Below are 20,900 nucleotides of genomic sequence, written 5' to 3'. Positions count from 1 at the left end.
ACCCGACGGCGCCCCACCCGACCACGCCCCGCGCCCCACCCGACCACGCCCCACCCGCCACGCCCCGCGGCCCGCGCACCTCCGGACGGCCACGGCGACACCGGCGGTCACGACGAGCCCCCCCATGGCGGCGCCGGTTTGTGCGACCCGGGCCCGGGTACTGCGATGACTCGTCCAGGTACCCCCGCTAGGAGGCGAGCGATGTCCACACCGGGCGCGCGGCGAACGGCGTTGATCACTGGCGCGGACAGCGGTATCGGCCGGGCCACCGCCGTACGTCTGGCCGAGGCGGGCCTGGACATCGGCATCACCTGGCATTCCGACGAGAAGGGCGCCGAGGAGACGGCCGAGGAGGTCCGCACGCACGGCCGCCGGGCCGCCGTGGCCCGGCTGGACCTGACCCGTCCGCCCGAGGCCGCCGACACCGTGGACGCGCTCTGCGAGGAGCTGGGCCGGATCGACGTCCTGGTCAACAACGCCGGTACGGGCACCATGACGCCCTTCCTCGACCTGACCCTGGCCGACGTGCGGCGGGTCCTGGACGTCGACCTCGTCGGCCCCTTCCTGCTCGGACAGCGGGCCGCCCGGCGGATGATCCGACAGGGTGACGGCGGCCGGATCGTCAACGTCACCTCCGTGCACGAGCACCAGCCCCGGGTCGGCGCGGCTCCGTACTGCGCGGCCAAGGGCGGACTGGGGCTGCTCACCCAGGTGATGGCCCTGGAGCTGGCCGAGCACGGCATCACCGTGAACGCCGTCGCGCCGGGCGAGATCGCCACCCCGATGACCGGCCAGGAGGACACCGACGTGCACACCGAGCGCCGGCCCGGCGTGCCGCTCGGCCGGCCCGGTGACGCCCGGGAGGTCGCCGCGGTGATCGCGTTCCTCGCGAGCCCGGACGCCTCGTACGTCACCGGCGCCTCCTGGAGCGTCGACGGCGGGATGCTGCGCATGGGCCCCCAGGCCGGGTCGCATCTGACCAGCGACGACTGGCGCCGTCCCTGAGGCCCCGATGCGCCTGCGGACCAGCTCCTGCGACGGCCCCGGCTACGGACGCGTCCGCTGCGGCCGGGGTTTCCGCTAAGTCGACAGCACCGGCAAGGCCCTCACCGACCCCGAGGAGCGCGCCCGCATCCGGGCTCTGACCATCCCGCCCGCCTGGCGTGACGTGTGGGTCTGCCCCTGGCCCAACGGCCATCTCCAGGCCGTCGGCACCGACGCGGCCGGACGCCGCCAGTACCTGTACCACGAGCAGTTCCGGGCCGAACAGGAGCAGGCCAAACACGAGCACGTACGGCAGGTCGCGCGGACCCTGCCCGAACTGCGCGCCAAGGCGGCCCTCGACCTGGCATGCTTCGTGAGCACGTCAGGTGCGGCCGCGACGAGATCACGTTCAGCTTCCCCGCCAAAGGGGGCGTCGTCATGGTGCGGGCCCTCGTCGACGACCAGGTGCGGTCCGTCACCCGCGCCCTGCTGCGCCGCCCGCGCGGCGGCGACCGCTTCCTCGCCTTCCGTGAGCACGGCGCCTGGCACGACCTGCACGGCGACGACCTCAACGAGGCCCTGCGCCGGCTGTCCGGCACCGATGTCACCGCCAAGGACTTCCGCACCTGGCACGCCACCGTGCTGGCCGCCGTGGCGGTCGCCGTGGTCACGCGCGGTGCCCGCGCCACCGAGGCCGCCCGGCGCCGGCAGACCGCCCGGGCCGTCCGCGAGGTCAGCCACTACCTGGGCAACACGCCCGCGGTGTGCCGGGCGTCGTACATCGACCCCAAGGTCTTCGAGCTGTTCGAACGGGACGTGACCATCGCCCCCGCGCTCACCCGGCTGGGCGAACACGGGGACTTCGGCCGTCCGGCCACACAGGGAGCGGTGGAGGCCGCCGTCCTCGATCTCCTGGACGGCTCCCGCGGATGAGCCGTCGGCCCGCCTGGCGTTCTACGCTGAATCGCATGACCGAACAAGGAGCTCCCTACATCTCCCGGCCGCGGGTCCTCGTGCTCGGTGTCTGCCCCGGCAGGCACGGCGAACCGCCCTTCCGGATCGTGGAGATCGACGGTGAGGTGGTCGGCGAGGCCAGGACCGTCACGGACGTGCTGGAGACCGCCGCCGCCCACGGCATCCCGATCCATGATCTCGACGACCCGGACGCGGTCCGCTTCGTGGGCGGCGACAAGTACACCTGGAAGCTGCACTGAGCGGACAGCTCAGCCGACCGTCCACTTCTGGTTGGCGCCGCCGGTGCAGGTCCAGATCTGCAGCCGGGTCCCGTTGGCCGAGTTGTTCCCGGTGACGTCCAGGCACTTGTTCGCCTGCGGGTTGACGATGTCGTGCGCCCCGGTGACGGTCCACTTCTGGTTGGGACCGCCGGTGCAGTCCCACAGCTGGACGGCGGAACCGTCCGCCGTGCCGTTGTTCGCGACGTCCAGGCACTTGCCGAGCGCCCGGAGCGTGCCGTCCGAGCCGACGGTCCACGTCTGCGCGCCCGTGCCGTTGCAGTCGTAGAGCTGGACCGGCGTGCCGTTCGCGGAATTCGCGCCGGCCACGTCCACGCACTTGCCCGCGAGGCCGCGGATCGGCGCACCGGCGGCGCTGTCGCTCGTCGTCACCGACACCGAGTCCACCACCAGCTGCTGCGGGAACTGCGTGGAGCCGTCGGGGTCGCCGGGCCAGTAGCCGCCGACCGCGAGGTTCAGGATCAGGAAGAACGGCTTGTTGAACACCCAGGTCTTCCCGCCCAGGTCGGCGGGGGTGCGCCGCTGGTAGACGTTCCCGTCCACCGACCAGGTGATCGAGTCGGGCGCCCAGTCGACGGCGAAGGTGTGGAACGCGTCCGCGAAGGCCTGCCCGTTCGGCAGTGAGTAGCCCGCGCCTATGCCGCCCGAGCCCGAGTAGCCCGGGCCGTGGATGGTGCCGTGCACGGTCGACGGTTCGAAACCGACGTTCTCCATCACGTCGATCTCACCCGAGTCCGGCCAGTTGACCGGGGTGCCGAGCATCCAGAACGCGGGCCACATGCCCTGCCCGCGCGGGATCTTCATACGCGCCTCGACATGGCCGTACTGGGCGTTGAACTTACCGGCGGTGTTCAGCCGGGCCGAGGTGTACTGGCAGCTGCCGTACCAGCACTGGTAGCCGGCCGGGTTCTCCTTGCGGGCGGTGATCACCAGATGGCCCTGGCCGTCCAGGGCCGCGTTCTTCGTGCCCGAGGTGTAGTACTGCCGCTCGTGGTTGTTGACGTTGTCGCCGGTCTCCAGCGTCCACTTCGAGCCGTCGACCGCCGAGCCCGCGGCCCCGTCGAAGGTGTCGGAGAAGGTGGTGACGGCCGCTGCCGCCGGGGCGGCGGACTGGGCCCGCGCCGGGCCGACGGCGGCGGAGCCGACCAGCGCGGCGGACAGGACGGCGAGGAGACATCTGCGGAGCAGGCGGGGGGAGGCCATGGCTCTCCGTTCCGGTGGGGGGAAGATGCCTCTTGATTTAAGGAGTGAGATAAGAGGGAGTCAATAGCCTGGTACAGACCTGGTTCCGGCGTTCACTCGGCCGCCGGCGCCGGAACCCGCCGGTGCAGCCCGCGACCGAGGCGCCGCCCCAGCAGCAGCCAACCCAGCAGCGCCCCGCTCGTGTTGAGGATGACGTCGTCGATGTCGAACGCCCGCCCGGTGACCAGCGCGCCCTGCGCCAGCTCCACCATCAGCATCACCAGCGCCGTGAGGGCCAGCACCCGCAGCAGCCCCCGGGCGCGCGGGGCGAGCACCGGTACCAGCACCCCGAACGGCACGCCGAGCAGCACGTTCCCGCCGATCTGCTTGACCGTGTCCCGGAACTGCCCGTGCTGCAGGTAGGCGTTCAGCGAGCGGCCGGGGTGCAGGTTGCTGTGCGTCAGCGACACCGAGGCGGGGGACGGCTGCAGCGTGAGGCGGGCCAGGATCACGGCGAACGCCACCATGAACGCGAAGGCGACCAGCATGGCCAGCAGCCGGACGGGCAACGGCAGCGCGTGCCGCGCGACGGGCTGGCCGTCCTGCTCCCTGCGCTTGCGGGAGGGACGCACAACCGTGGGCAGGCGCGGGGCGGTACGGGCCGGCGCTGTGCGCTGCCGCCCGCGGGGGGTGCGCAGAACCGCGGGCAGGCGCAAGGCGGTACGGGCCATGGGATCCTCCTGAACTTCGCCGGGTCATAGGGCCTGAACTTCGCCGGGTCGTAGGGCGGTTACCCGGCATCAGGGCCGGGATGCCGCCCCTCCCGGGGTGCCGCGCACCGCCGGGTTTCCGTTCCCGCCTCCGGGGCACAGTGGGTGCTGACCCGCGTGCCGCCGCTCCGGCCGGGTCCGGCGGTGCTTGGATGCCCCCAGCGGCACACCGGGCAGATCGCCGCGTACCCGCGCGCGACGGACCGAGGAGGCGCCGCATGACACGCCGTACGGCCCCCCGCGCGGCCCTCCTCGCCGTCGGTGAACTCCTGGCCTGGTGGGCGGCGCTGGCCCTGCTGTGGCTGGTGCTGATCAGCACGGTCGACACCCTGGAACGGATCGTCGGCGCGAGCTGCGCCGCCGTGGGCGCGCTGTCGGCCCGGCTCGGCCGGCGGGCGGTGACCTGGCGGTGAACGGGTGGATCCTCGCGGCGACCGTCGAACTGGGCGGGGGAGGGGCCGCTGCGCTGTGGGGCGTGACCACCGGGCCGACGGCCCGCCGGGTCATCGCCCAGAACCTCACCACCTCCGCCGTCTGCCCGGCGCTGCTGCTCCTGTCCCAGGGCTACGGCCGCCCGGCCTACGTCGACCTCGCCCTGCTGCTCGCCCTGCTCGGACCGGTCGGCACGCTCGTCTTCGCCCGCCTGCTCTCCGACGACCTGGCCGACGAGGGCGCGAGCGCCTGGGGGCTTACCTGGTCGGCGGCCGGCCTGGGTGCGGTGGTCGTGCTCGCGCTGTGCGTGGCCGCCGGACCGGGCCGGGCGATGGTGAAGCTGCTCGCGATCGGCGCCCTGCTGATCGGCGGCAACCTGATCGCCTCCCGGGCGCTGGCGGGCGGCTTCCGGGGAGTGCGGGGTGGCTGACGGGCTGAACGGAGGCGCGCCGTGTCCGACGCGCTGATCGCCGTCACCCTCTTGCTGGTGGCCGCCTGCGCCACCGCGGCCGTGGCCCAGCGCGACCCCGCCCGCCAGGCGCTGGTGCTGTCCGTCCAGGGGGTGATGCTGGCCGTGCTGTTCACCGTGCTCCAGGCCCCGGACGTGGGCCTGTCCCAGCTGGCGGTCGGCTCCGCGCTCACCCCGCTGCTGATCATGCTGTGCGTGCGCAAGACCAGACGGCGCGGGCGGCGCGAGGAGGACGCGAAGTGAACCGGCTACGGCTGTGGCTCCTGGCCGTGGGCGGCGCGGGCCTTGCCGCCCTGCTCGTCGCCGCCTGCCTGGACCTGCCCGGCTTCGGCGGCACGCGGCACCCGTACGGGGACCGGGCCGTGCGGGCATCCCTCGCCCGGCACACCGCCAACACCGTCTCCTCCGTCAACTTCGACCAGCGCGCCTACGACACCCTCGGCGAGATGAGCATCCTGTTCGCCGCCGTCCTCGGCTGCGTGGTGCTGCTGCGCCAGGCCCGCGACGAGCGGCGGGCCCGGCCCGAACCCGCCGAGGTGGCCCGCCCGGTCCGCCGCTACGCGCTGCTCACGCTGCCCGTCGCCCTGGTCACCGGCCTGTACGTGATCGCCCACGGCCAGCTCAGCCCCGGCGGCGGCTTCCAGGGCGGGGTCGTCGCGGCCACCGCCCTGCACCTGCTCTACCTCGGCGCCGACTACCGGGCGCTGGAACGCGTCCGCCCGCTCGGCGTCTACGAGACCACCGACGCGCTCGCCGTCTGCGCCTACCTGGTGCTCGGCCTCGCCTCCGTCCTGGCCGGCACCGCGTTCCTGGCCAACACGCTGCTGCCGTACGGCACCTTCAACACGCTGTCCTCCGGCGGCGCCGTCCCCCTGCTGAACGCGGCCATCGGTATGGAGGTGGCCGCCGCGGTCGTCGTCCTGCTCGCCCACTTCCTCGACCAGGCCGTCGAGATCGAGGAGACGCACGGGAGTTGAGAACCCTGATGCACGTCCTGCCCTACCTGGTCGCCGCCTACGTCTTCCTGACCGGCTGCTACGGCCTCGCCACCAGCCGGAACCTCATCCACGCCGTCGGCTGTCTCGCGGTCTGCCAGTCCGCCACCTACGTCCTGCTGCTGGCGGTCGGCTACCGCGACGGCGCCACCGCCCCCGTCTTCTCCGACATCCGGCCCGGCTCCCGGCCGGTGGTCGACCCGGTGGTGCAGGCCCTCACCCTCACCGACGTCGTCGTCGGCGCCACGGTCACCGCGCTGCTGCTCGCCCTCGTCCTGCAGGTCGCCAAGCGGCACGGCACCGTCGACCCCGACGCACTGCGGGAGCTGCGCGGCTGATGCACCACCTGCTCCCGTTGCTCGTCGCGGTCCCGCTGCTCGGGGCCGCCCTGCTGGTGGCCACGGGCCGCCGTCTGCCCAGGGTCTTCGCCGAGATCACCGGTTTCGTGGTCGCCGGCGGCACGGCCGCCCTCGCGCTCCTGCTGCTGCTGAACTCCACGCCGCCCATGGTGGAGTGGGTGGGCGGCTGGCTGCCCGTGGGCGGCGAGAGCGTCGGCATCCTGGTCGTCGGGGACGGCCCGGCGCTCGGCATGGCCACGCTGGCCTCGCTGCTCACCGTGGCGGCACTCGCCTACTCCTGGCGCTACTTCGACCAGCCCCCCACCGGCCACACCGGCACCTTCACCGCGCTGATGCTGGTGTTCCAGGGCGCCATGTGCGGATTCGCCATCGCCGGCGACCTGTTCAACGCGTTCGTCTTCTTCGAGCTGATGAGCGTGGTGGCCTACGCCCTGACCGGCTACCGCATCGACGAGGCGAAGGCCGTCCAGGGCGCCCTGACCTTCGGAGTCGTCAACTCCCTGGGCGCGTACGCCCTGCTGATGGGCATCGCCCTGCTGTACGCCCGCACCGGCGAACTGGCCATGACGAAGATCGGCCGGGGGCTCGACGCCACCGCCCACGGCGGCCCGGACGCGCTGGTCCTCGCCTCCTTCGTGCTGGTGCTCACCGGACTGCTGGTCAAGGCCGCGGCCGTCCCCTTCCACTTCTGGCTCCCGGACGCCCACGCCGTCGCCCCCACCCCGGTCTGCATGCTCCTGTCCGGCGTCATGGTCGAACTCGGCGCCTACGGCGTCTGGCGGGTGTACGGCACCGTCTTCGCCGGCCCCGGCGGGATCCCCGCCGCCGACCTGACCCGGGCCCTGGTGACGCTCGGCGCCCTCACCGCCGCCACCGGCGCCGTCATGTGCTGGTACCAGCGGCACATCAAGCGGCTCCTCGCCTACTCCACCGTGGCCCACACCGGCCTGTTCCTCGTCGGCCTCGGCATCCTCTCCCCGGAGGGCGACGACGGGACCGCCGTCTACATCATCGGACACGCGGGGGTGAAGGCCGCGCTGTTCGCCTGCGCGGGCGCCCTCCTGGACCGGTTCGGCAGCGTCGACGAGCACGCCCTGCACGGCCGGGCCCGGCAGCTGCGCGCCACCGCCGTGATGTTCGCCGTCGGCTCCCTGGGCCTGGCCGGTCTGCCGCCGTTCGGCACGGCACTCGGCAAGGCCGTCGCCGAGGAGGCGGTGGGCGGCCCGCTCACCGTGGTGTACGTGGCCGCGTCCGCGATCACCGCCGGAGCGGTCCTGCGGTTGACCGCCCGCGTGTTCCTGGGTCTCGGGCCGCGCCCGCAGGACGCGGAGTACGAGACCAGCGGCTCCGACGAGGAGCCCGAGACCTCCGGCCTGCTGAGCCGGATCCCGGACACCATGACGACCGTGCCGGCCGTGCTGCTCGCCGCGGCCCTCGCCGTCGGGGCGGTCCCCGGCTTCGGTGACCTGGTGGGCCGCTCCGTCAACGAGGCGGGCTCCGGCGGTGCCCACGCCTCCGTGCACTGGACCTTGCACGGAGTGCTGCTGGGCGTGGCCTCCGCCGTGCTGGCCGTGGCCCTCGCCGCTCTCGCCGTCACCCGCCCGCGCTGGGTGGCCGCCCCCGACTGGGCCGCGCCCCTCAGGCGCCTGCAGTCCGGGCACGTCGGCGACTACGTGGCCTGGCTGCTGGTCGGCGTGACCGTGCTGGGGGCGCTGGCCCTGCCGGGCGTGCTGGGCTCCTGATCAGCCCCCCGTGCGGTACGAGACGCGCACCTCCCGGAAGCCGAGGGAGTGCAGCAGACCCTGGAGCATGTCGGTGGTGTTGGTCTCGGCCCGGCCGGTCAGCCCGCTGCTCCTCGCCGCGTCGCCGATGTGCCGGACGGCGAGCTTCTGCACGGCCTGCTCGCTGTTGGGGTTGTCCGAGAACAGGTCACCGAGCCGGTCCAGCAGCCCGCGCTGCTTGGACACGGCGTAGGAGTGGTCGGGGTCGAGAGCCGGGCGGCCGAGCCGCGCGTGCGGCAGGCGCAGGGCGGCGGACGTGCGGTCCGCGTTGACCGTCACGTCCTTCTCGCCGACCTGTCCGAGGTCGACATAGGCGTCCACGGTGCCCGCGCCGACGTACAGGGTGCGGGTGCCGCGGATGGCGTCGGGCAGGAACCTGGCGTCCTTCTCCAGGTCGACCACGACCTGGAAGTTGCCCGAGGCGGCGTCGTAACGGCTCATGTCCTGGATGGACTTGAGGAGTGCGGGTCCGGAGCGGTCATGGGTCTCGGTGCCGAACAGGTCCTTGATGCCGGGCAGTACGGCCAGCCGGATCCCGGCGAACAGGACGGCCAGCACCAGTACGAGCGCCGCCACGGCCTTGGCCCAGCCGGGCAGATGTCTGACGGAAGTCACCATCGTGACGGTCCTCCTTCCTGCTGACCGGATTCCCGCCAAAGCCCGGAACAGACCGAGGCGTTAACCCGAGGGCACCGCCGCCGGCGGTCACAGCGAGCCGGACGCGGCCCCGGAGGGAGCCAGGGCCGCGTCCAGGTCCGGGTGCGGGGGCAGCAGCCGGGCCAGACCGGTGACCCGGAAGACCCGCAGGGTCAGCGGATGCGTGCACACGAGGTGCAGCTGCCCGCCCCGCTCCAGCACCCGGACGCGCGCCCGGTACAGCAGCCGCAGCCCCGAGCAGTCGAAGAACTCCGCCGGCCGCAGGTCGAACACGACCCGGGCACCGGCCCGCCCGGTGACCCGGTCGAGGAACGGGCCGATCTCCGTGGCCGCCACGATGTCGATCTCGCCCCGGAACTCCAGCACGGTGTGCCCGCGGTACGTGTACATGCCCAGTTGCCGGGTGAGAGGTACGGGTTCGTGTCGCACCTCGGCCCCACCTCCCACCCGCACCCCGACGTCGCTTCCCGATCGTCAAGTTACCCTCGTTGGAAGGAATTTGAGCATGTTCGATTGACATATGTCTTCGAGTTTCCGCCTGCTGGCGAGGCGCACCGCTCAGTCCGCCAGCAGCACCAGCTTGCCCGTCGTCCGGCCGGTGTCACCCAGGGCGTGCGCCTTCGCGGCGTCGGCCAGCGGGAACGTCCCGGCGATCGTCGCCGTCAGCTTGCCGGACTCCGCCAGTTCCGCGATCGCCCGCATCCCGGCCCGGTCGGCGTCCACCAGCATCCGCACCGCACGCACGCCCAGCCGATCGGCCTCCTGCTGGAAGTCCGCCGGGCCCACCGGCAGGATCGACACCACCACACCGCCGGGCCGCAGCGTCCGCAGGGACCGCACCGAGGTCTCACCGCCGAGCGTGTCCAGGACGACATCGACGTCCCGCACCGCCTCCGTGACATCGGTCGACCGGTAGTCGACCGGCTCGTCCACACCGATCTCCCGCAGGAAGCCGTGCTTGCCCGCGCTCGCCGTGCCGATCACGTACGCCCCACGCGCCTTGGCGATCTGCACCGCCACATGGCCCACCCCGCCGGCCGCCGCGTGGATCAGCACCCGCTGCCCCGGCCGCACGTCCGCGTGCTCGGTCAGCGCCTGCCAGGCGGTCAGGGACACCAGCGGCAGAGCGCCCGCCTGGACGTGCCCGACCGAGGCGGGCTTGTGCGTCAGGGCACGGACCGGCGCGATCACGTACTCGGCGTGCGAGCCGTGGCCGTAGGGGTAGGGCAGCATGCCGAAGACCTCGTCACCGGGCCGGAAGGCGGCCACCCCGATGCCGGTCTCCGCGACCTCGCCCGAGACGTCCCAGCCGAGGACGAACGGAGGGGCGCCCAGGAACCCGCCGGTGGCCCGGTGCTTCCAGTCGGTGGGGTTCACCCCGGCCGCCCGCATCCGGACCAGCACCTGGTTCGGGCCCGGCTTCGGCCGCTCGACCCGTACTTCCTTCAGGACCTCGGGACCGCCGAGGACGTCCTGGCTGATGACTCGCATGGTGTTCACATCGCTCATGGTCACCCAGCCTGCCGGAGGCCGCCCGGCGGGAAAATGGCATGAATGCCAACCTCCGATAGGATCGTGCCATGCCTGACATGCAGCTGCGCACCCGGCGCCCGGAGCGGGTCGTCGTGCTGGCCCTCGACGGCGTGTACCCCTTCGAACTGGGCATCCCCAGCCGCATCTTCGGCGCGGCCGACGGTCACTACGAGGTCCTCACCTGTTCGGTCGACGGCGGCCCGGTGCGCACCAACGCCGACTTCACCGTCGGCGTGGCCCACGGCCCCGAGATCCTGGACACCGCCGACACGGTGATCGTGCCCTCGTTGCTGCCCGCGCACATCCCCGCCGAACTGCCCGCGGAGGTCGCCGCCGCGCTCGCCCGGGTCCGCCCGGACGCCCGGATCGTGTCCATCTGCACGGCCGCCTTCGTCCTCGCCGCGGCCGGCCTCCTCGACGGCCGCCGGGCCACCACCCACTGGCAGGTGGCCGAGGCGTTCCGGCGCCGCTACCCGCAGGTGGACCTCGACCCGGACGTCCTCTTCGTCGCCGACGGCCGCATCCTCACCTCCGCCGGGGCGGCCTCCGGTGTCGACATCTGCCTGCACATCGTCCGCACCGACCACGGCAGCGAGCTGGCGAACGCGGTCGCCCGGCGCTGTGTGGTGCCGCCGTTCCGGGACGGCGGCCAGGCGCAGTACATCGAGCAGCCGGTCCCCGTGAGCGGTGCCGCGAGCACGGCCGCGACCCGGGCCTGGGCGCTGGAGCGGCTGGACGAGCCGCTCACCCTGGCGGACCTCGCCGGACACGCCCGGATGAGCCTGCGCACCTTCGCCCGCCGCTTCAACGACGAGGTCGGCCTCAGCCCCGGCCGCTGGCTGATCCAGCAGCGGGTGGCCCGGGCCCGGCACCTGCTGGAGGCCAGCGACCTGCCCGTGGACCGGATCGCCGCCCAGGTCGGCTTCGCCACCGGCGCCTCACTGCGCCAGCACCTGCACGCGGCGATCGGGGTGTCCCCGCAGGCGTACCGCAGGACCTTCCAGCAGGCCCGCTGAACGTTCCGGCCCGCCCCCGCGTCGAAGGACCGCACGCGACACACGAGGACAGGGGCGGCAATGCGCAGAGGGCCAGGGCTCGCGGCGACGGCGGTGGCCGTGACGGCCGCGACGGCGGTGACGGCGGTGACGGCGGTGGGGTGCGACGACGGCGCCCGCCCGGACCTGGTGGTGAAGGGCACGCCTCCGGCGACCGCGTACTCCGGCCCGCTCCACGTGCCGGCCGGGCGACCCGACGGCAGCGGCCCGCGTGCGCTCCGCCTGGCCTCCGGGGCGGCCGGCCGGGCGCTGGAGTGCGACGGGGAGATCTTCGACGGCTCCGGACCGGACGGGTGGAGCGCATCGGACGGGGGCGCCACGCCGGAAGAGGGACTGGCCCTCTACTTCGACATGGTCCGGCCGGAGCAGCCCGACCACGGCTACCGGGCGGAACGCACCGAGCCGGACCGGGTCCTGTACTCCTACGACGTGGGCGGCCGGACCAAGGTGGCGGTCGTGGTGGCCAGGGACCAGCAGGACCGGCCCGGCTGGGGCCCGGAGACGAACGCCTCCTGCGACCCCGCCGAACTCCCCGCGGGCTTCACGGACACCACGGGCTGGGAGATCTGGACGGACCGCCGGGGCCGGCGGGTTCCGGTGACCGCGCTCAGCAGCTCGCCGGGGTCCGCGCACTGCGGCCGGCAGTCCGCCCATTTCCTCACCCTGGACGACCGGAGGTACGCCCGCGACCCCGACGGCGTGCTGGAACGGGACGGCCTGCTCCGGGCGCCGTACCGCGCGAGGGCCGGTATGCCGGCGGACGCCCACGACACCGGGTACCACCTGCGGGGCCGACGGCTGTGGCTGACGGACGACAGGATGACGGCCTACGTCCGCACGGCCGCCGGCGTGGAGGCGTGGCCGCTGCTGAAGCAGGGCGCCGGCTGCGACTGACGGGTGCCGGCCGCGGCCGACGGCGCCGGCCGGGCGTCCGGGCCTTCGGCCCCCGCAGGATCGCGGGGACCGCCCGAACGGACACGCCGGCGCACCGGCCGGCAGGCCGCCCGCCACCGGGACGGCGTCACTCGGCGGCGTACACGCGGGCACCCCCCACATAGGTGAGCGCCACACTCGCCTGCGCGATCTCCTCCGGCGGCCCGGCGAACGGATCGCGGTCCAGGACCACCAGGTCGGCGAGCGCGCCGACGGCCACCCGACCGCTGTCGTCGAGGTGGTTCACGTACGCCGACCCGGCCGTGTACGCCGTCAGCGCTTCGGCCAGGTCCAGCCGTTCGTCCGGCAGGAACACCGGTCCGGTGCGGCCCGGCTCCACCCGGTTGACCGCGACATGGATCCCCTGGAGCGGATCGGGGCTGCTCACCGGCCAGTCGCTGCCCGCCGCGAGCCTGGCCCCGGAGCGCAGCAGCGCCCCGAACGGGTACTGCCGGGCGGCCCGTTCGGGACCGAGGAACGGGATCGTCAGCTCGTCCATCTGCGGCTCGTGCGCGGCCCACAGCGGCTGGATGTTCGCGGTGGCACCGAGCCGGGCGAAGCGGGGCACGTCGTCGGGGTGCATGACCTGGAGGTGCGCCAGGTGCGGCCGGGTGTCGCTCGGCCCGTTGGCCGCCCGGGCCGCCTCGATCGCGTCCAGCGCGTCCCGTACGGCCCGGTCACCCAGCGCGTGGAAGTGGCACTGGAAGCCGAGGGCGTCCAACGCGGTGACGAAATACGGTAGTTGTTCCGGATCGATGAAGCTCTTGCCGCGGTTGGCGGTGGCGCACCCGCACCGGTCCAGATACGGGTCGAGCAGCGCCGCCGTGTGGTTCTCGGCGACGCCGTCCAGCATCAGCTTCACCGTGCCCGCCCGGAAGCCGCCCCGGCTCAGCGCCTCCCGCTTCCGCACGAGCTCGGGAATCTGCTCGGCCCCGCGCTCCCGGTCCCACCACAGGGCGCCCACCACCCGGGCGGTCAGCGAACCCTCGGCGGCGGCGGTGAGATATGCCTGGGCCGGATCGTCCATGCCGAGGAAGTCTCCCACCAGGGCGTCCTGCCAGGCGGTGATGCCGAGCGCGTGCAGATGCCGCTGGGCGTGCAGCAGCGCGGCGAGCCGGTCGGCGGGGCCCGCGGCCGGGGTGAGCCGGCCGACCAGTCGCATCGCGCCCTCCTGGAGCGTGCCGCTCGGCTCCCCGGAGGCGTCGCGCTCGATCCGGCCGTCGGCCGGATCGGGGGTCCGCCGGTCGATCCCGGCCAGCTCCAGCGCCCGGCTGTTGACCCAGGCGCCATGGTGGTCCCGGTTGGGCAGGTACACCGGCCGGTCCGGGACGACCGCGTCCAGCAGCTCCTTCGACGGCGTGCCGCCCGCGAACGCCTCCATCGACCAGCCGCCGCCGAGGATCCATTCCCGTTCCGGACGGGCGTCGGCGTAGGCGCGTACGGCGGCCACGGTCTCCTCGGCCGTCGTCGCCCCGGTCAGATCGCACTGGGACAGTTCGAGCCCGGCCGGCACCGGATGGACGTGCGCGTCCTGGAAACCGGGCAGCAGCAGCCGCCCGGCCAGGTCCACCACCTCCGTGCGCGGCCCGGCGAGTTCGCGCACCTCCGTGTGCCCGACGGCGGTGATCCGGTCCCCCGTGACGGCCACGGCGGTGGCGGTGCGGCCCTCGGGAGTGAGGACGGGGCCGCCGGTGAAGAGCAGGTCAGCGTGCATGATGCCTTTCCAGGTGGGTCGGGGTGGATCAGGTGGAGGGAGTGAGCAGCTTCGGCGAGTCGGCGTCGGTGCCCGCGCCGGTGCGGAAGTAGGGCGACTTGCGCACCCACTTCGCCCAGCCGGCCACCACGAGCCCCGACATGATCATCACAAGCGGCACGAGCAGCAGGAACCAGCCGTTGTCCGCGCTGATCTCGAAGTGGTCGGCGGAGGTGCCGAAGGACCAGCCGAGGTATCCGCCGAGGCCCAGCAGGGCCAGGGCACCGAGCCCGGGCAGCACCACCGCGCGCAGGGCCTGCCGCCGGTCCGTGCGCAGCAGCGAGCGGAACCGTACGGCCGCCGCCAGCGCGGTGAGGGCGTAGGAGAAGGCGACGACGATGCCGACCGCGTTCACCGTCGCCATGATCAGGTCGGCGAGGCGGGGGATCGCCAGGGAGAGCAGCGCCACCACCGTGGCCAGCGCCCCGATCAGCAGCGTCCCGGCCGCCGGGGTCCCGTACCGGGCGCTGATCCGGGACCACACCGGACCGAGCGTACGGTCCCGGCTCATCGCGAACGCCCCGCGGGCCGTCGGGATGACCCCGGCCTGCAGGGAGGCCACCGCCGAGAACATCAGCGCCACCAGCGGCAGCGCGGCCAGCGGCTCACCGGCCAGCCGGTCGCCGTAGTACGCGAGCCCCTGGGCGCCGTGTCCCGCCAGCTCCCGCGGGGACAGCACCCGCTGGAAGGCGACCGAGCCCAGCAGGAACAGCCCGAGCATCGTCACCAGCGTGATCAGCCCGGCCCGGGAGGCGTCCCGGGGATCGCGGACCTCCTCGGTGACGGTGAACGCGGCCTCGAAACCCCAGTAACAGAACACCGACAGCAGCAGGCCCTGCGCCAGCGCGGTCGCCGAGGGGATGGCGAACGGGTCGAACCAGGACAGGCTGAAGGCGCGCCGGCCGGTGACGATGCCGTACCCGCAGAAGCCGAGCAGGACGACGTACTCGAAGACCAGCAGCCCGGCCTGCAGCCGGGCCGCGGTGCGCACCCCGGTCACGGCCGTCACGGTGACCGCGGCCAGCACCACGACACCCACCGCCGTCGTCTGTGCCGTGGAGTCCGGGTCCAGGCCGAGCGAGCCGAGCCGGTGCAGGCCCGCCCGGCTCGCCAGTTGCAGCAGCGCCGAGCCGGTGACCGCCGTGGTGTAGGCGAGGAACGCCACGCTCGCCACGATGTTCACCCAGCCGACCGTGAAGCCCAGCCAGGGACTGAGCGAGCGGCCCACCCACACATAGCCGTTGCCCGCGTTCGGCTCCACCCGGTTGAGCCGGGCGTAGGCTCCGGCGATGGCCAGCACCGGCAGGAACGCCACCAGCATGATCGCCGGAAGGTGCGGGCCGACCACCCCGGCGGTCACCCCGAGCCCGATGCCGATGCTGGTCGTCGCGGCCGTACTGGACGCGGCGACGGCGACGCCGTCCACCACACCCAGGGACCTGCGCAGTCCGGGACGCGCGGGGCCGTCCCCTCCGGTGGTTCTGTGGCTCATGGCCGGCTCTCCGCTCACCGCGGGGGCCTCGGTCGTCGGCCCCGGTGACCGCACATGAAACTGCCGGGGTACTCCACAGGTCAACGGTGTTGTCGTAAGGTGCGAGCACGTGCCAGGGAGGCTTCCATGAGCGACCGTGTCGTCCCGCCCGCCGCACGGCGGCGCAGGCGCCCCACCAAACAGGGCGTCGTGCTGTCGGCCGAGCTGATCGTCGACACCGCCCTGCGGCTGATCGAGGAGCACGGCGCCGACGCCCTCTCCGTGCGCCGCCTCGGCCGGGCGCTGGGCGCCGATCCCAGCTCGCTGTACCGGTACTTCCGGGACACCGACGACCTCATGCTGGCCATCGCCGACGAGCTGATCGGCCGTGCCCTGCGGTCCTGGCGGCCCACCGGCGACTGGACCGCCGACCTGCGCGAACTCGGGCTGCGGATGCACGCCGGTGCCCTCGCACACCCCCGGGCGGCGGTGCTGAGCGCCCATCGCGTCACCGGCCGCGCGCACGAGATCCAGGCGGTGGAGAGTATTCTCGGCGTACTGCGCGGGGCCGGGTTCCCGGGGCCGGAGGCGGTGCGGATCTACCACGCGTTCGTGGACCAGGCCCTCGCCTTCGGCGCGCTGGACTCCGCGGGCACCGCCCTGCCGCGGGCCGCCCGTGAGGCCGAGGCACAGGTGTGGCGGACCACCTACGGCCGGCTGCCCGCCGAGACCCACCCGCACATCGCGGCCACCGCCGGGCACCTGGTCACCACCATGCGCGCCAGTTCCTACCCGGCCGCCCTGGAGCTGTTCCTCACCGCGGCCCGGACACGCCTGGAGCGGCTCCGTGCGGGAACCGGGGACGCACGGCCACACTGAACGGGACGATCACCCAGAGGAGGCCGCCCGCCATGACCCCGCCCCCCGCCCGCTCCGCCGGGCAGCGCAAGAAGGACACCCTCCACCGGCTGGAGCACGACGTCGACGCATGGGTCGCCACCGCCGGCCCCGACGGCGCGGCCCCGCATCTCGTGCCGCTGTCCTTCGTGTGGGACGGCACCGCGCTGCTGATCGCCACCCCGGCCGAAAGCCCCACCGGCCGCAATCTCGTGGCCACCGGCAGGGCCCGGCTCGGCATCGGCCCCACGCGGGACGTGGTCCTGGTCGACGGCGCCGTACGGGCGGTGACGCCCGAGGACCTGCCCGAGGAGGACGCCGAGGTCTTCGCCGGGAAGACCGGTTTCGATCCGCGTCAACTGGCCGCCCCCCACCTGTACTTCGTGGTCATCCCGCAGCGGATCCAGGCCTGGCGCGAGGAGAACGAGCTGCGCGGGCGGGAGCTGATGCGTGACGGGGAGTGGCTGGCCGCCGACTGAATCCCCCGGCCCGGGATATCCGCTGGGAAGAGGACACTTCCCGGGAGGATCCATGGCACTCGTGAAAGCGGGCGTGGTCGTGCTGGACTGCGCCGAACCCGAGAAACTCGCCGAGTTCTACAGGGAGTTTCTGGACGGCGAGCGGACCGCCGCGTCCGCCAACCTGGTGGAGATCCGGGGCGCCGACGGCATCCGGCTGGCTTTCCGCCGTGACGCCAACGCCACCCCGCCCAGCTGGCCGCGCCCGGAGAACTCCCTCCAGGCCCACCTCGACTTCCTGGTCGAGGACCTGGACGAGGCCGAGCGGCGGGTGGTGGGGCTCGGCGGCCGGCCGATCGAGACGAAGGACGCGGCGGGGCCGTACGAGGAGCGCGGTTACGCCGACCCCGCCGGACACTCCTTCACCCTGCGCCTGGTACCCCCGGCGGCACCGAAACAGGGCTGACCCCGGCGGAACGGGGCCGGCCCGCCGGAGTCGGGCCGGCCCCGCGGCTCAGTCCCGGCCGCCCTTGTCGGCCGCCGGCCACACACCCGTCGACCGGGCGATGGCCTTCGCGCCCGTGCGGTCCACGGCGCTGCGCACCACCGCGAAGATGGCGCCCTGGACCGCCGCGGCCAGCAGGATCTCACCCCAGCCGCGGTCCGGGTCCAGGGCGTCGGGCGCGTCGTCCTCGTGCCGGATCGCCTTCCACGCCTTTCGGAAGGCCATCCCGGCCAGTGCACCGCCTGCCCAGCTGAGCACGAACCCGACCGGCTGATAGGCGAGAGGGAGCTTCTTCTTCTTGTTCTTGGCCATGTCTGACTACTTCCTCCTCAGGCGCCCCTCATGCGGGCCGTCCCCGCGGGGCCACTCGTTCGCCCGGCGGCACCGGTCCGGGCGGTGTCCCCGTGCCGAACGGACGGCCGCCCAGCTCCTCCCGGCCGTGCGGACTCAGCCACCCGGCGAGATCCGGGCCGAGCGGCACGATGCCGGTGGGGTTGATGCCGGTGTGCACCTGGTAGTAGTGCCGCTTGATGTGGTCGAAGTCGACCGTGTCGCCGAACCCCGGCGTCTGGAACAGGTCCCGGGCGTACGCCCAGAGCACCGGGTGCTCCGTCAGCTTCCAGCGGTTGCACTTGAAGTGGCCGTGGTAGACGGCGTCGAACCGGACCAGGGTGGTGAACAGCCGGATGTCCGCTTCCGTGAGGGTGTCACCGACCAGATACCGCTGCCGGGACAGCCGCTCGCCGAGCAGTTCCAGCCGCTGGAAGACCCCGGCGCACGCCTCCTCGTACTCCTTCTGGTGCGTGGCGAACCCGGCCCGGTACACCCCGTTGTTCACGTCCTCGTACACCTCGGCCATCACCTGGTCGATCTCGTCGCGCCGGCCGGCCGGATAGAGATCCGGGGCGCCGGCGCGGTGCAGGGCCGTCCACTCGGTGGCCAGGTCCAGCGTGATGCGCTGGTAGTCGTTGGTGACCAGGCGTCCGCTGGGGACGTCCACCACCGCGGGCACGCTCACCCCGCCCGGGTGGCCGGTCTCCCGCTTGTCGTAGGCCTCGCTCAGGAACCGGATGCCCAGCACCGGGTCCCGGCCGTCCGGGTCCAGGGTGAACCGCCAGCTGCGGTCGTCCTGGACCGGATCGGTGACCGCCAGCGACAGCGCCTCCTCCAGCCCCAGCAGGCGGCGCGAGATCACCGCCCGGCTCGCCCACGGACAGGCGCGGGAGACCACCAGCCGGTAGCGGCCCGCCTCCACCGGCCAGCCGTCCCGGCCGTCGGCGGTGATCCGGTCGCCGAAGTGGCTCCCGGACCTCTTGAACGGCCGGTGTCCGTAGGCGCTGTTGCCGTCGTCACCCATCTCTCCTCCTCGCGGCCCGGGGCCTCCTGACCGACGCGTTCCCCGTTCTGGCCGACGCGTTCCCCGTTTCGCGCGGCCCGCACGGTGTGAGCCGCCGGGTCCGGGGCAGTCGGCGAAAGGTGAGCGGGACATCCTCGGAACGGGAGACGGCCGCACGTACGGCCGAGAAGAGCGCGACGCGACCGGAACACGTCCCGGGCGCGGAAACCCCACCGGCACCCGACAGGGACGGCGGAGCGCGAACGGCGGACGGCACGGGCGGGACGACGCCACCGGCGCGGACCGGGTCCGAGGCCGACCGGCACACCAAGATCACCATCCTCGTCGCGCTCGCCGCCAACCTGGTGATCGCGGTGGCCAAGGCGGTCGGCGGCGTCCTCGCCGGCTCGCCGGCGCTGCTGTCCGAGGCCGCGCACTCGGTCGCGGACAGCCTCAACGAGGTCTTCCTGCTGGCCGCCCTGCGCCGCAGCCGCCGGCCGGCCGACAGCCGGCACCCGTTCGGCTACGGCAAGGAGCGCTTCTTCTGGTCCCTGCTGGCCGCCGTGGGCATCTTCGTGATGGGCGGCTGCTTCTCCTTCTTCCAGGGCTTCGAGGCGCTGCACAGCGGTGCCGAGGAGACGTTCAGCGGCTATGTGGCGGGCCTGGTCGTGCTGGGCGTGGCCCTGGTCGCCGAGGGCGTCTCGCTGCTGCGGGCCCTGCACCAGGTGCGCAGCCAGGGCGGCGGTCTCGGAGGGCTGCGTGATCCCGCGCTGCGCACGGTGGTCGCCGAGGACGGGACGGCGGTGCTCGGCGTGACCCTCGCCATGATCGGCATGGCCCTGCACATGGTGACCGGCCAGGTCGTGTGGGAGGCGTCGGCCTCCATGGCGATCGGTGTCCTCCTGGTCTACGTCGCCTACCGGCTCGGCCGCGATGCCCGGGACCAGCTGATCGGCGAGGCCGCCGACCCGGAGCTGAGCGGCAGGATCCGGGCGCTGCTGCGGGCACAGCCGGAGATCGACAGCGTCGAGGCGCTGTTCACCATGAAGATGGGCCTCGACTCCACCATGGTCGCCGCCCGTATCGACCTGGTGCCGGGCCTGGACAGCGAGCGGGTCGAGGAGGTCGCCGTACGCATCAAGCGGTCCCTCGCCCGGACGTTTCCCGACACCGACCAGGTCTTCCTGGACGTCACCGACCGGCCGGCGGGCGAGGCACACGAAAGCCCCGCCGCGACGGGGGAGCGCGGCGGGGCCTGACGCACCAGTGCCCGCGGGAGAGCCGGTCCACACGCCTCAGGAACAGATTTTTCTGAAACGGCCCGGCCTCCGGCCGGAACCGGGCCGTTCCCGGACCGGTTCCCGTCGGCGCGGTTCCCGCCGGCTCAGCTCTCGTCGACAGGCTCCAGCACGAAGACCGGGATCTCCCGGGACGTCTTCTCCTGGTACTCGGCGTACGGCGGATAGGCCGCCACCGCCCGCTCCCACCACTCGGCCTTCTCCGCCCCGGTGATCTCCCGGGCCCGCATGTCCCGCTTCACCGGGCCGTCCTGCAGTTCGACATGCGGGTCGGACTTGACGTTGAAGTACCAGACCGGATGCTTGGGGGCACCGCCGAGGGAGGCGACCACCGCGTACCGGCCGTCGTGCTCCACCCGCATCAGCGGCGTCTTGCGGATCTTCCCGCTCCGCGCGCCCCGCGTGGTCAGCACGATCACCGGCATCCCCGTGTCGGCCAGCGTCGTGCCCTGCGTCCCGCCGGAACTCTCGTACAGCTCGACCTGGTCGCGCACCCACTGTGTCGGGCTGGGCTCGTACTCGCCCTCAAGAGGCATTTCCTGCTGTCCCTTCGTCGGTCCAACGAACGTTCGCCACCGTCAACACCGGAGGCCGCCGGAAACATCCGTACCGCGGGCCGCGCCCGCCGACACGGTGAACACCCCGTGCCCCGCCCGCCCGCCGCACCGCCCGGGCGTGCGGCATCATGGGGAGGAGGACGGCCCCGCCGCGGGCCGGCGCACGGGTCCGGGGCGGCGTCGGTGCCCGTCCGCCGTGACCGGCCGCCGGCCGAGGGCTCC

At 73.4% G+C, this 20,900-nt stretch carries 24 protein-coding genes and 1 pseudogene; 15 read left to right on the top strand and 10 right to left on the bottom strand.

Annotated elements, in window-relative coordinates; genetic code table 11:
- Positions 1-201: 201 nt before the first annotated feature.
- From AB0B40_RS23350 to AB0B40_RS23340, 3 genes and pseudogenes are all read left to right on the top strand, one after another.
- Positions 202-1,005 (top strand): SDR family oxidoreductase, encoded by an 804-nt coding sequence (locus tag AB0B40_RS23350; protein ID WP_362265338.1) that lies wholly within the window; start codon positions 202-204, stop codon positions 1,003-1,005.
- 7 nt (positions 1,006-1,012) lie between these two features.
- A pseudogene (locus tag AB0B40_RS23345) lies at positions 1,013-1,917 on the top strand (DNA topoisomerase IB).
- Between the two features lie 35 nt (positions 1,918-1,952).
- Complete coding sequence (locus tag AB0B40_RS23340) at positions 1,953-2,198, top strand: hypothetical protein (RefSeq protein WP_345060682.1); 246 nt, start codon at positions 1,953-1,955, stop codon at positions 2,196-2,198.
- A 9-nt stretch (positions 2,199-2,207) separates the two neighbouring features.
- Here AB0B40_RS23340 and AB0B40_RS23335 read toward each other — a convergent pair whose 3' ends face one another.
- Together AB0B40_RS23335 and AB0B40_RS23330 are read right to left on the bottom strand one after the other, a co-directional pair.
- Positions 2,208-3,440: a lectin gene (locus AB0B40_RS23335; RefSeq protein ID WP_345060680.1), complete on the bottom strand. Its 1,233-nt coding sequence runs from the start codon at positions 3,438-3,440 to the stop codon at positions 2,208-2,210.
- 92 nt (positions 3,441-3,532) lie between these two features.
- Positions 3,533-4,150: a VanZ family protein gene (locus tag AB0B40_RS23330; protein ID WP_345060678.1), complete on the bottom strand. Its 618-nt coding sequence runs from the start codon at positions 4,148-4,150 to the stop codon at positions 3,533-3,535.
- Positions 4,151-4,407: 257 nt separating this feature from the next.
- Here AB0B40_RS23330 and AB0B40_RS23325 point away from each other — a divergent pair, with 257 nt between their 5' ends.
- Genes AB0B40_RS23325 through AB0B40_RS23300 form a run of 6 tightly spaced genes read left to right on the top strand, consistent with a single transcriptional unit; the run spans position 4,408 to position 8,186 of the window.
- Positions 4,408-4,602: a hypothetical protein gene (locus AB0B40_RS23325; protein WP_362265335.1), complete on the top strand. Its 195-nt coding sequence runs from the start codon at positions 4,408-4,410 to the stop codon at positions 4,600-4,602.
- A complete protein-coding gene (locus tag AB0B40_RS23320; RefSeq protein ID WP_345060674.1) occupies positions 4,599-5,051 on the top strand; it encodes an MrpF/PhaF family protein in 453 nt (150 codons plus the stop codon). The genes AB0B40_RS23325 and AB0B40_RS23320 overlap by 4 nt, the downstream gene beginning before the upstream one ends.
- A 21-nt stretch (positions 5,052-5,072) precedes the next feature.
- Positions 5,073-5,333: a hydrogenase subunit MbhD domain-containing protein gene (locus AB0B40_RS23315; RefSeq protein ID WP_345060672.1), complete on the top strand. Its 261-nt coding sequence runs from the start codon at positions 5,073-5,075 to the stop codon at positions 5,331-5,333.
- Complete coding sequence (locus AB0B40_RS23310; protein ID WP_345060670.1) at positions 5,330-6,067, top strand: MnhB domain-containing protein; 738 nt, start codon at positions 5,330-5,332, stop codon at positions 6,065-6,067. Before AB0B40_RS23315 ends, AB0B40_RS23310 begins: the two co-directional genes overlap by 4 nt.
- 8 nt (positions 6,068-6,075) lie before the next feature.
- Positions 6,076-6,423 (top strand): sodium:proton antiporter, encoded by a 348-nt coding sequence (locus AB0B40_RS23305; protein ID WP_345060704.1) that lies wholly within the window; start codon positions 6,076-6,078, stop codon positions 6,421-6,423.
- A complete protein-coding gene (locus AB0B40_RS23300; protein ID WP_362265332.1) occupies positions 6,423-8,186 on the top strand; it encodes a proton-conducting transporter membrane subunit in 1,764 nt (587 codons plus the stop codon). Before AB0B40_RS23305 ends, AB0B40_RS23300 begins: the two co-directional genes overlap by 1 nt.
- Here AB0B40_RS23300 and AB0B40_RS23295 read toward each other — a convergent pair whose 3' ends face one another.
- The 3 genes from AB0B40_RS23295 to AB0B40_RS23285 all read right to left on the bottom strand — a co-directional run bounded on the left by AB0B40_RS23295 (position 8,187) and on the right by AB0B40_RS23285 (position 10,391).
- On the bottom strand, positions 8,187-8,843 hold the full coding sequence (locus tag AB0B40_RS23295) for a DUF4230 domain-containing protein (protein ID WP_362265330.1): 657 nt from the start codon (positions 8,841-8,843) through the stop codon (positions 8,187-8,189).
- Between the two features lie 87 nt (positions 8,844-8,930).
- Positions 8,931-9,311 carry an anti-sigma factor antagonist gene (locus AB0B40_RS23290; RefSeq protein WP_345060664.1) on the bottom strand — a complete coding sequence of 127 codons (381 nt, stop codon included), beginning with the start codon at positions 9,309-9,311 and terminating at the stop codon, positions 8,931-8,933.
- Between the two features lie 129 nt (positions 9,312-9,440).
- Positions 9,441-10,391 carry an NADP-dependent oxidoreductase gene (locus tag AB0B40_RS23285; protein ID WP_345060661.1) on the bottom strand — a complete coding sequence of 317 codons (951 nt, stop codon included), beginning with the start codon at positions 10,389-10,391 and terminating at the stop codon, positions 9,441-9,443.
- A gap of 71 nt (positions 10,392-10,462) precedes the next feature.
- Here AB0B40_RS23285 and AB0B40_RS23280 point away from each other — a divergent pair, with 71 nt between their 5' ends.
- Together AB0B40_RS23280 and AB0B40_RS23275 are read left to right on the top strand one after the other, a co-directional pair.
- Complete coding sequence (locus tag AB0B40_RS23280; RefSeq protein ID WP_362265328.1) at positions 10,463-11,431, top strand: helix-turn-helix domain-containing protein; 969 nt, start codon at positions 10,463-10,465, stop codon at positions 11,429-11,431.
- A 60-nt stretch (positions 11,432-11,491) separates the two neighbouring features.
- On the top strand, positions 11,492-12,364 hold the full coding sequence (locus AB0B40_RS23275) for a hypothetical protein (RefSeq protein WP_362265327.1): 873 nt from the start codon (positions 11,492-11,494) through the stop codon (positions 12,362-12,364).
- Positions 12,365-12,491: 127 nt separating this feature from the next.
- Here AB0B40_RS23275 and AB0B40_RS23270 read toward each other — a convergent pair whose 3' ends face one another.
- Both AB0B40_RS23270 and AB0B40_RS23265 read right to left on the bottom strand, forming a co-directional pair.
- Positions 12,492-14,117, bottom strand: coding sequence for an amidohydrolase (locus AB0B40_RS23270; protein ID WP_345060655.1), 1,626 nt, complete (start codon positions 14,115-14,117; stop codon positions 12,492-12,494).
- Between the two features lie 28 nt (positions 14,118-14,145).
- Positions 14,146-15,648: an APC family permease gene (locus tag AB0B40_RS23265; protein WP_362265324.1), complete on the bottom strand. Its 1,503-nt coding sequence runs from the start codon at positions 15,646-15,648 to the stop codon at positions 14,146-14,148.
- A gap of 126 nt (positions 15,649-15,774) precedes the next feature.
- Here AB0B40_RS23265 and AB0B40_RS23260 point away from each other — a divergent pair, with 126 nt between their 5' ends.
- Genes AB0B40_RS23260 through AB0B40_RS23250 form a run of 3 tightly spaced genes read left to right on the top strand, consistent with a single transcriptional unit; the run spans position 15,775 to position 17,448 of the window.
- Positions 15,775-16,506, top strand: coding sequence for a helix-turn-helix domain-containing protein (locus AB0B40_RS23260; RefSeq protein ID WP_345060651.1), 732 nt, complete (start codon positions 15,775-15,777; stop codon positions 16,504-16,506).
- Positions 16,507-16,538: 32 nt separating this feature from the next.
- Complete coding sequence (locus tag AB0B40_RS23255) at positions 16,539-17,003, top strand: pyridoxamine 5'-phosphate oxidase family protein (RefSeq protein WP_345060649.1); 465 nt, start codon at positions 16,539-16,541, stop codon at positions 17,001-17,003.
- Between the two features lie 52 nt (positions 17,004-17,055).
- The gene (locus AB0B40_RS23250; protein ID WP_345060647.1) at positions 17,056-17,448 is read left to right on the top strand and encodes a VOC family protein; all 393 of its coding nucleotides are present in this window, start codon (positions 17,056-17,058) and stop codon (positions 17,446-17,448) included.
- Positions 17,449-17,496: 48 nt separating this feature from the next.
- Here the strand turns inward: AB0B40_RS23250 and AB0B40_RS23245 are convergent, their stop codons facing one another.
- Together AB0B40_RS23245 and AB0B40_RS23240 are read right to left on the bottom strand one after the other, a co-directional pair.
- On the bottom strand, positions 17,497-17,799 hold the full coding sequence (locus tag AB0B40_RS23245; RefSeq protein WP_345060645.1) for a DUF4235 domain-containing protein: 303 nt from the start codon (positions 17,797-17,799) through the stop codon (positions 17,497-17,499).
- A gap of 28 nt (positions 17,800-17,827) precedes the next feature.
- A complete protein-coding gene (locus tag AB0B40_RS23240; protein ID WP_345060642.1) occupies positions 17,828-18,844 on the bottom strand; it encodes a glutathione S-transferase C-terminal domain-containing protein in 1,017 nt (338 codons plus the stop codon).
- Between the two features lie 311 nt (positions 18,845-19,155).
- On the opposite strand from AB0B40_RS23240, the gene AB0B40_RS23235 reads away from it, so the two are divergent.
- Positions 19,156-20,082 carry a cation diffusion facilitator family transporter gene (locus AB0B40_RS23235; RefSeq protein WP_362265362.1) on the top strand — a complete coding sequence of 309 codons (927 nt, stop codon included), beginning with the start codon at positions 19,156-19,158 and terminating at the stop codon, positions 20,080-20,082.
- 125 nt (positions 20,083-20,207) lie between these two features.
- Here the strand turns inward: AB0B40_RS23235 and AB0B40_RS23230 are convergent, their stop codons facing one another.
- Positions 20,208-20,657, bottom strand: coding sequence for a nitroreductase family deazaflavin-dependent oxidoreductase (locus AB0B40_RS23230; RefSeq protein WP_345060640.1), 450 nt, complete (start codon positions 20,655-20,657; stop codon positions 20,208-20,210).
- Positions 20,658-20,900: the final 243 nt, after the last annotated feature.

The organism is Streptomyces sp. NPDC042638, from assembly GCF_040647235.1.
GTDB lineage: Bacteria > Actinomycetota > Actinomycetes > Streptomycetales > Streptomycetaceae > Streptomyces > Streptomyces rameus.
The sequence above is the reverse complement of the archived record's forward strand: the minus strand, read 5'-3'. Positions and strand labels throughout refer to the sequence as shown.

Excerpts from the sequence above, each read along its gene's own strand:
- AB0B40_RS23350 (WP_362265338.1), top strand. The coding sequence starts at position 202 with ATGTCCACACCGGGCGCGCGGCGAACGGCGTTGATCACTGGCGCGGAC.
- AB0B40_RS23340 (WP_345060682.1), top strand. The coding sequence starts at position 1,953 with ATGACCGAACAAGGAGCTCCCTACATCTCCCGGCCGCGGGTCCTCGTG.
- AB0B40_RS23335 (WP_345060680.1), bottom strand. The coding sequence starts at position 3,440 with ATGGCCTCCCCCCGCCTGCTCCGCAGATGTCTCCTCGCCGTCCTGTCC.
- AB0B40_RS23330 (WP_345060678.1), bottom strand. The coding sequence starts at position 4,150 with ATGGCCCGTACCGCCTTGCGCCTGCCCGCGGTTCTGCGCACCCCCCGC.
- AB0B40_RS23325 (WP_362265335.1), top strand. The coding sequence starts at position 4,408 with ATGACACGCCGTACGGCCCCCCGCGCGGCCCTCCTCGCCGTCGGTGAA.
- AB0B40_RS23305 (WP_345060704.1), top strand. The coding sequence starts at position 6,076 with ATGCACGTCCTGCCCTACCTGGTCGCCGCCTACGTCTTCCTGACCGGC.
- AB0B40_RS23300 (WP_362265332.1), top strand. The coding sequence starts at position 6,423 with ATGCACCACCTGCTCCCGTTGCTCGTCGCGGTCCCGCTGCTCGGGGCC.
- AB0B40_RS23295 (WP_362265330.1), bottom strand. The coding sequence starts at position 8,843 with ATGGTGACTTCCGTCAGACATCTGCCCGGCTGGGCCAAGGCCGTGGCG.
- AB0B40_RS23285 (WP_345060661.1), bottom strand. The coding sequence starts at position 10,391 with ATGAGCGATGTGAACACCATGCGAGTCATCAGCCAGGACGTCCTCGGC.
- AB0B40_RS23280 (WP_362265328.1), top strand. The coding sequence starts at position 10,463 with ATGCCTGACATGCAGCTGCGCACCCGGCGCCCGGAGCGGGTCGTCGTG.
- AB0B40_RS23275 (WP_362265327.1), top strand. The coding sequence starts at position 11,492 with ATGCGCAGAGGGCCAGGGCTCGCGGCGACGGCGGTGGCCGTGACGGCC.
- AB0B40_RS23270 (WP_345060655.1), bottom strand. The coding sequence starts at position 14,117 with ATGCACGCTGACCTGCTCTTCACCGGCGGCCCCGTCCTCACTCCCGAG.
- AB0B40_RS23265 (WP_362265324.1), bottom strand. The coding sequence starts at position 15,648 with ATGAGCCACAGAACCACCGGAGGGGACGGCCCCGCGCGTCCCGGACTG.
- AB0B40_RS23260 (WP_345060651.1), top strand. The coding sequence starts at position 15,775 with ATGAGCGACCGTGTCGTCCCGCCCGCCGCACGGCGGCGCAGGCGCCCC.
- AB0B40_RS23255 (WP_345060649.1), top strand. The coding sequence starts at position 16,539 with ATGACCCCGCCCCCCGCCCGCTCCGCCGGGCAGCGCAAGAAGGACACC.
- AB0B40_RS23250 (WP_345060647.1), top strand. The coding sequence starts at position 17,056 with ATGGCACTCGTGAAAGCGGGCGTGGTCGTGCTGGACTGCGCCGAACCC.
- AB0B40_RS23245 (WP_345060645.1), bottom strand. The coding sequence starts at position 17,799 with ATGGCCAAGAACAAGAAGAAGAAGCTCCCTCTCGCCTATCAGCCGGTC.
- AB0B40_RS23240 (WP_345060642.1), bottom strand. The coding sequence starts at position 18,844 with ATGGGTGACGACGGCAACAGCGCCTACGGACACCGGCCGTTCAAGAGG.
- AB0B40_RS23230 (WP_345060640.1), bottom strand. The coding sequence starts at position 20,657 with ATGCCTCTTGAGGGCGAGTACGAGCCCAGCCCGACACAGTGGGTGCGC.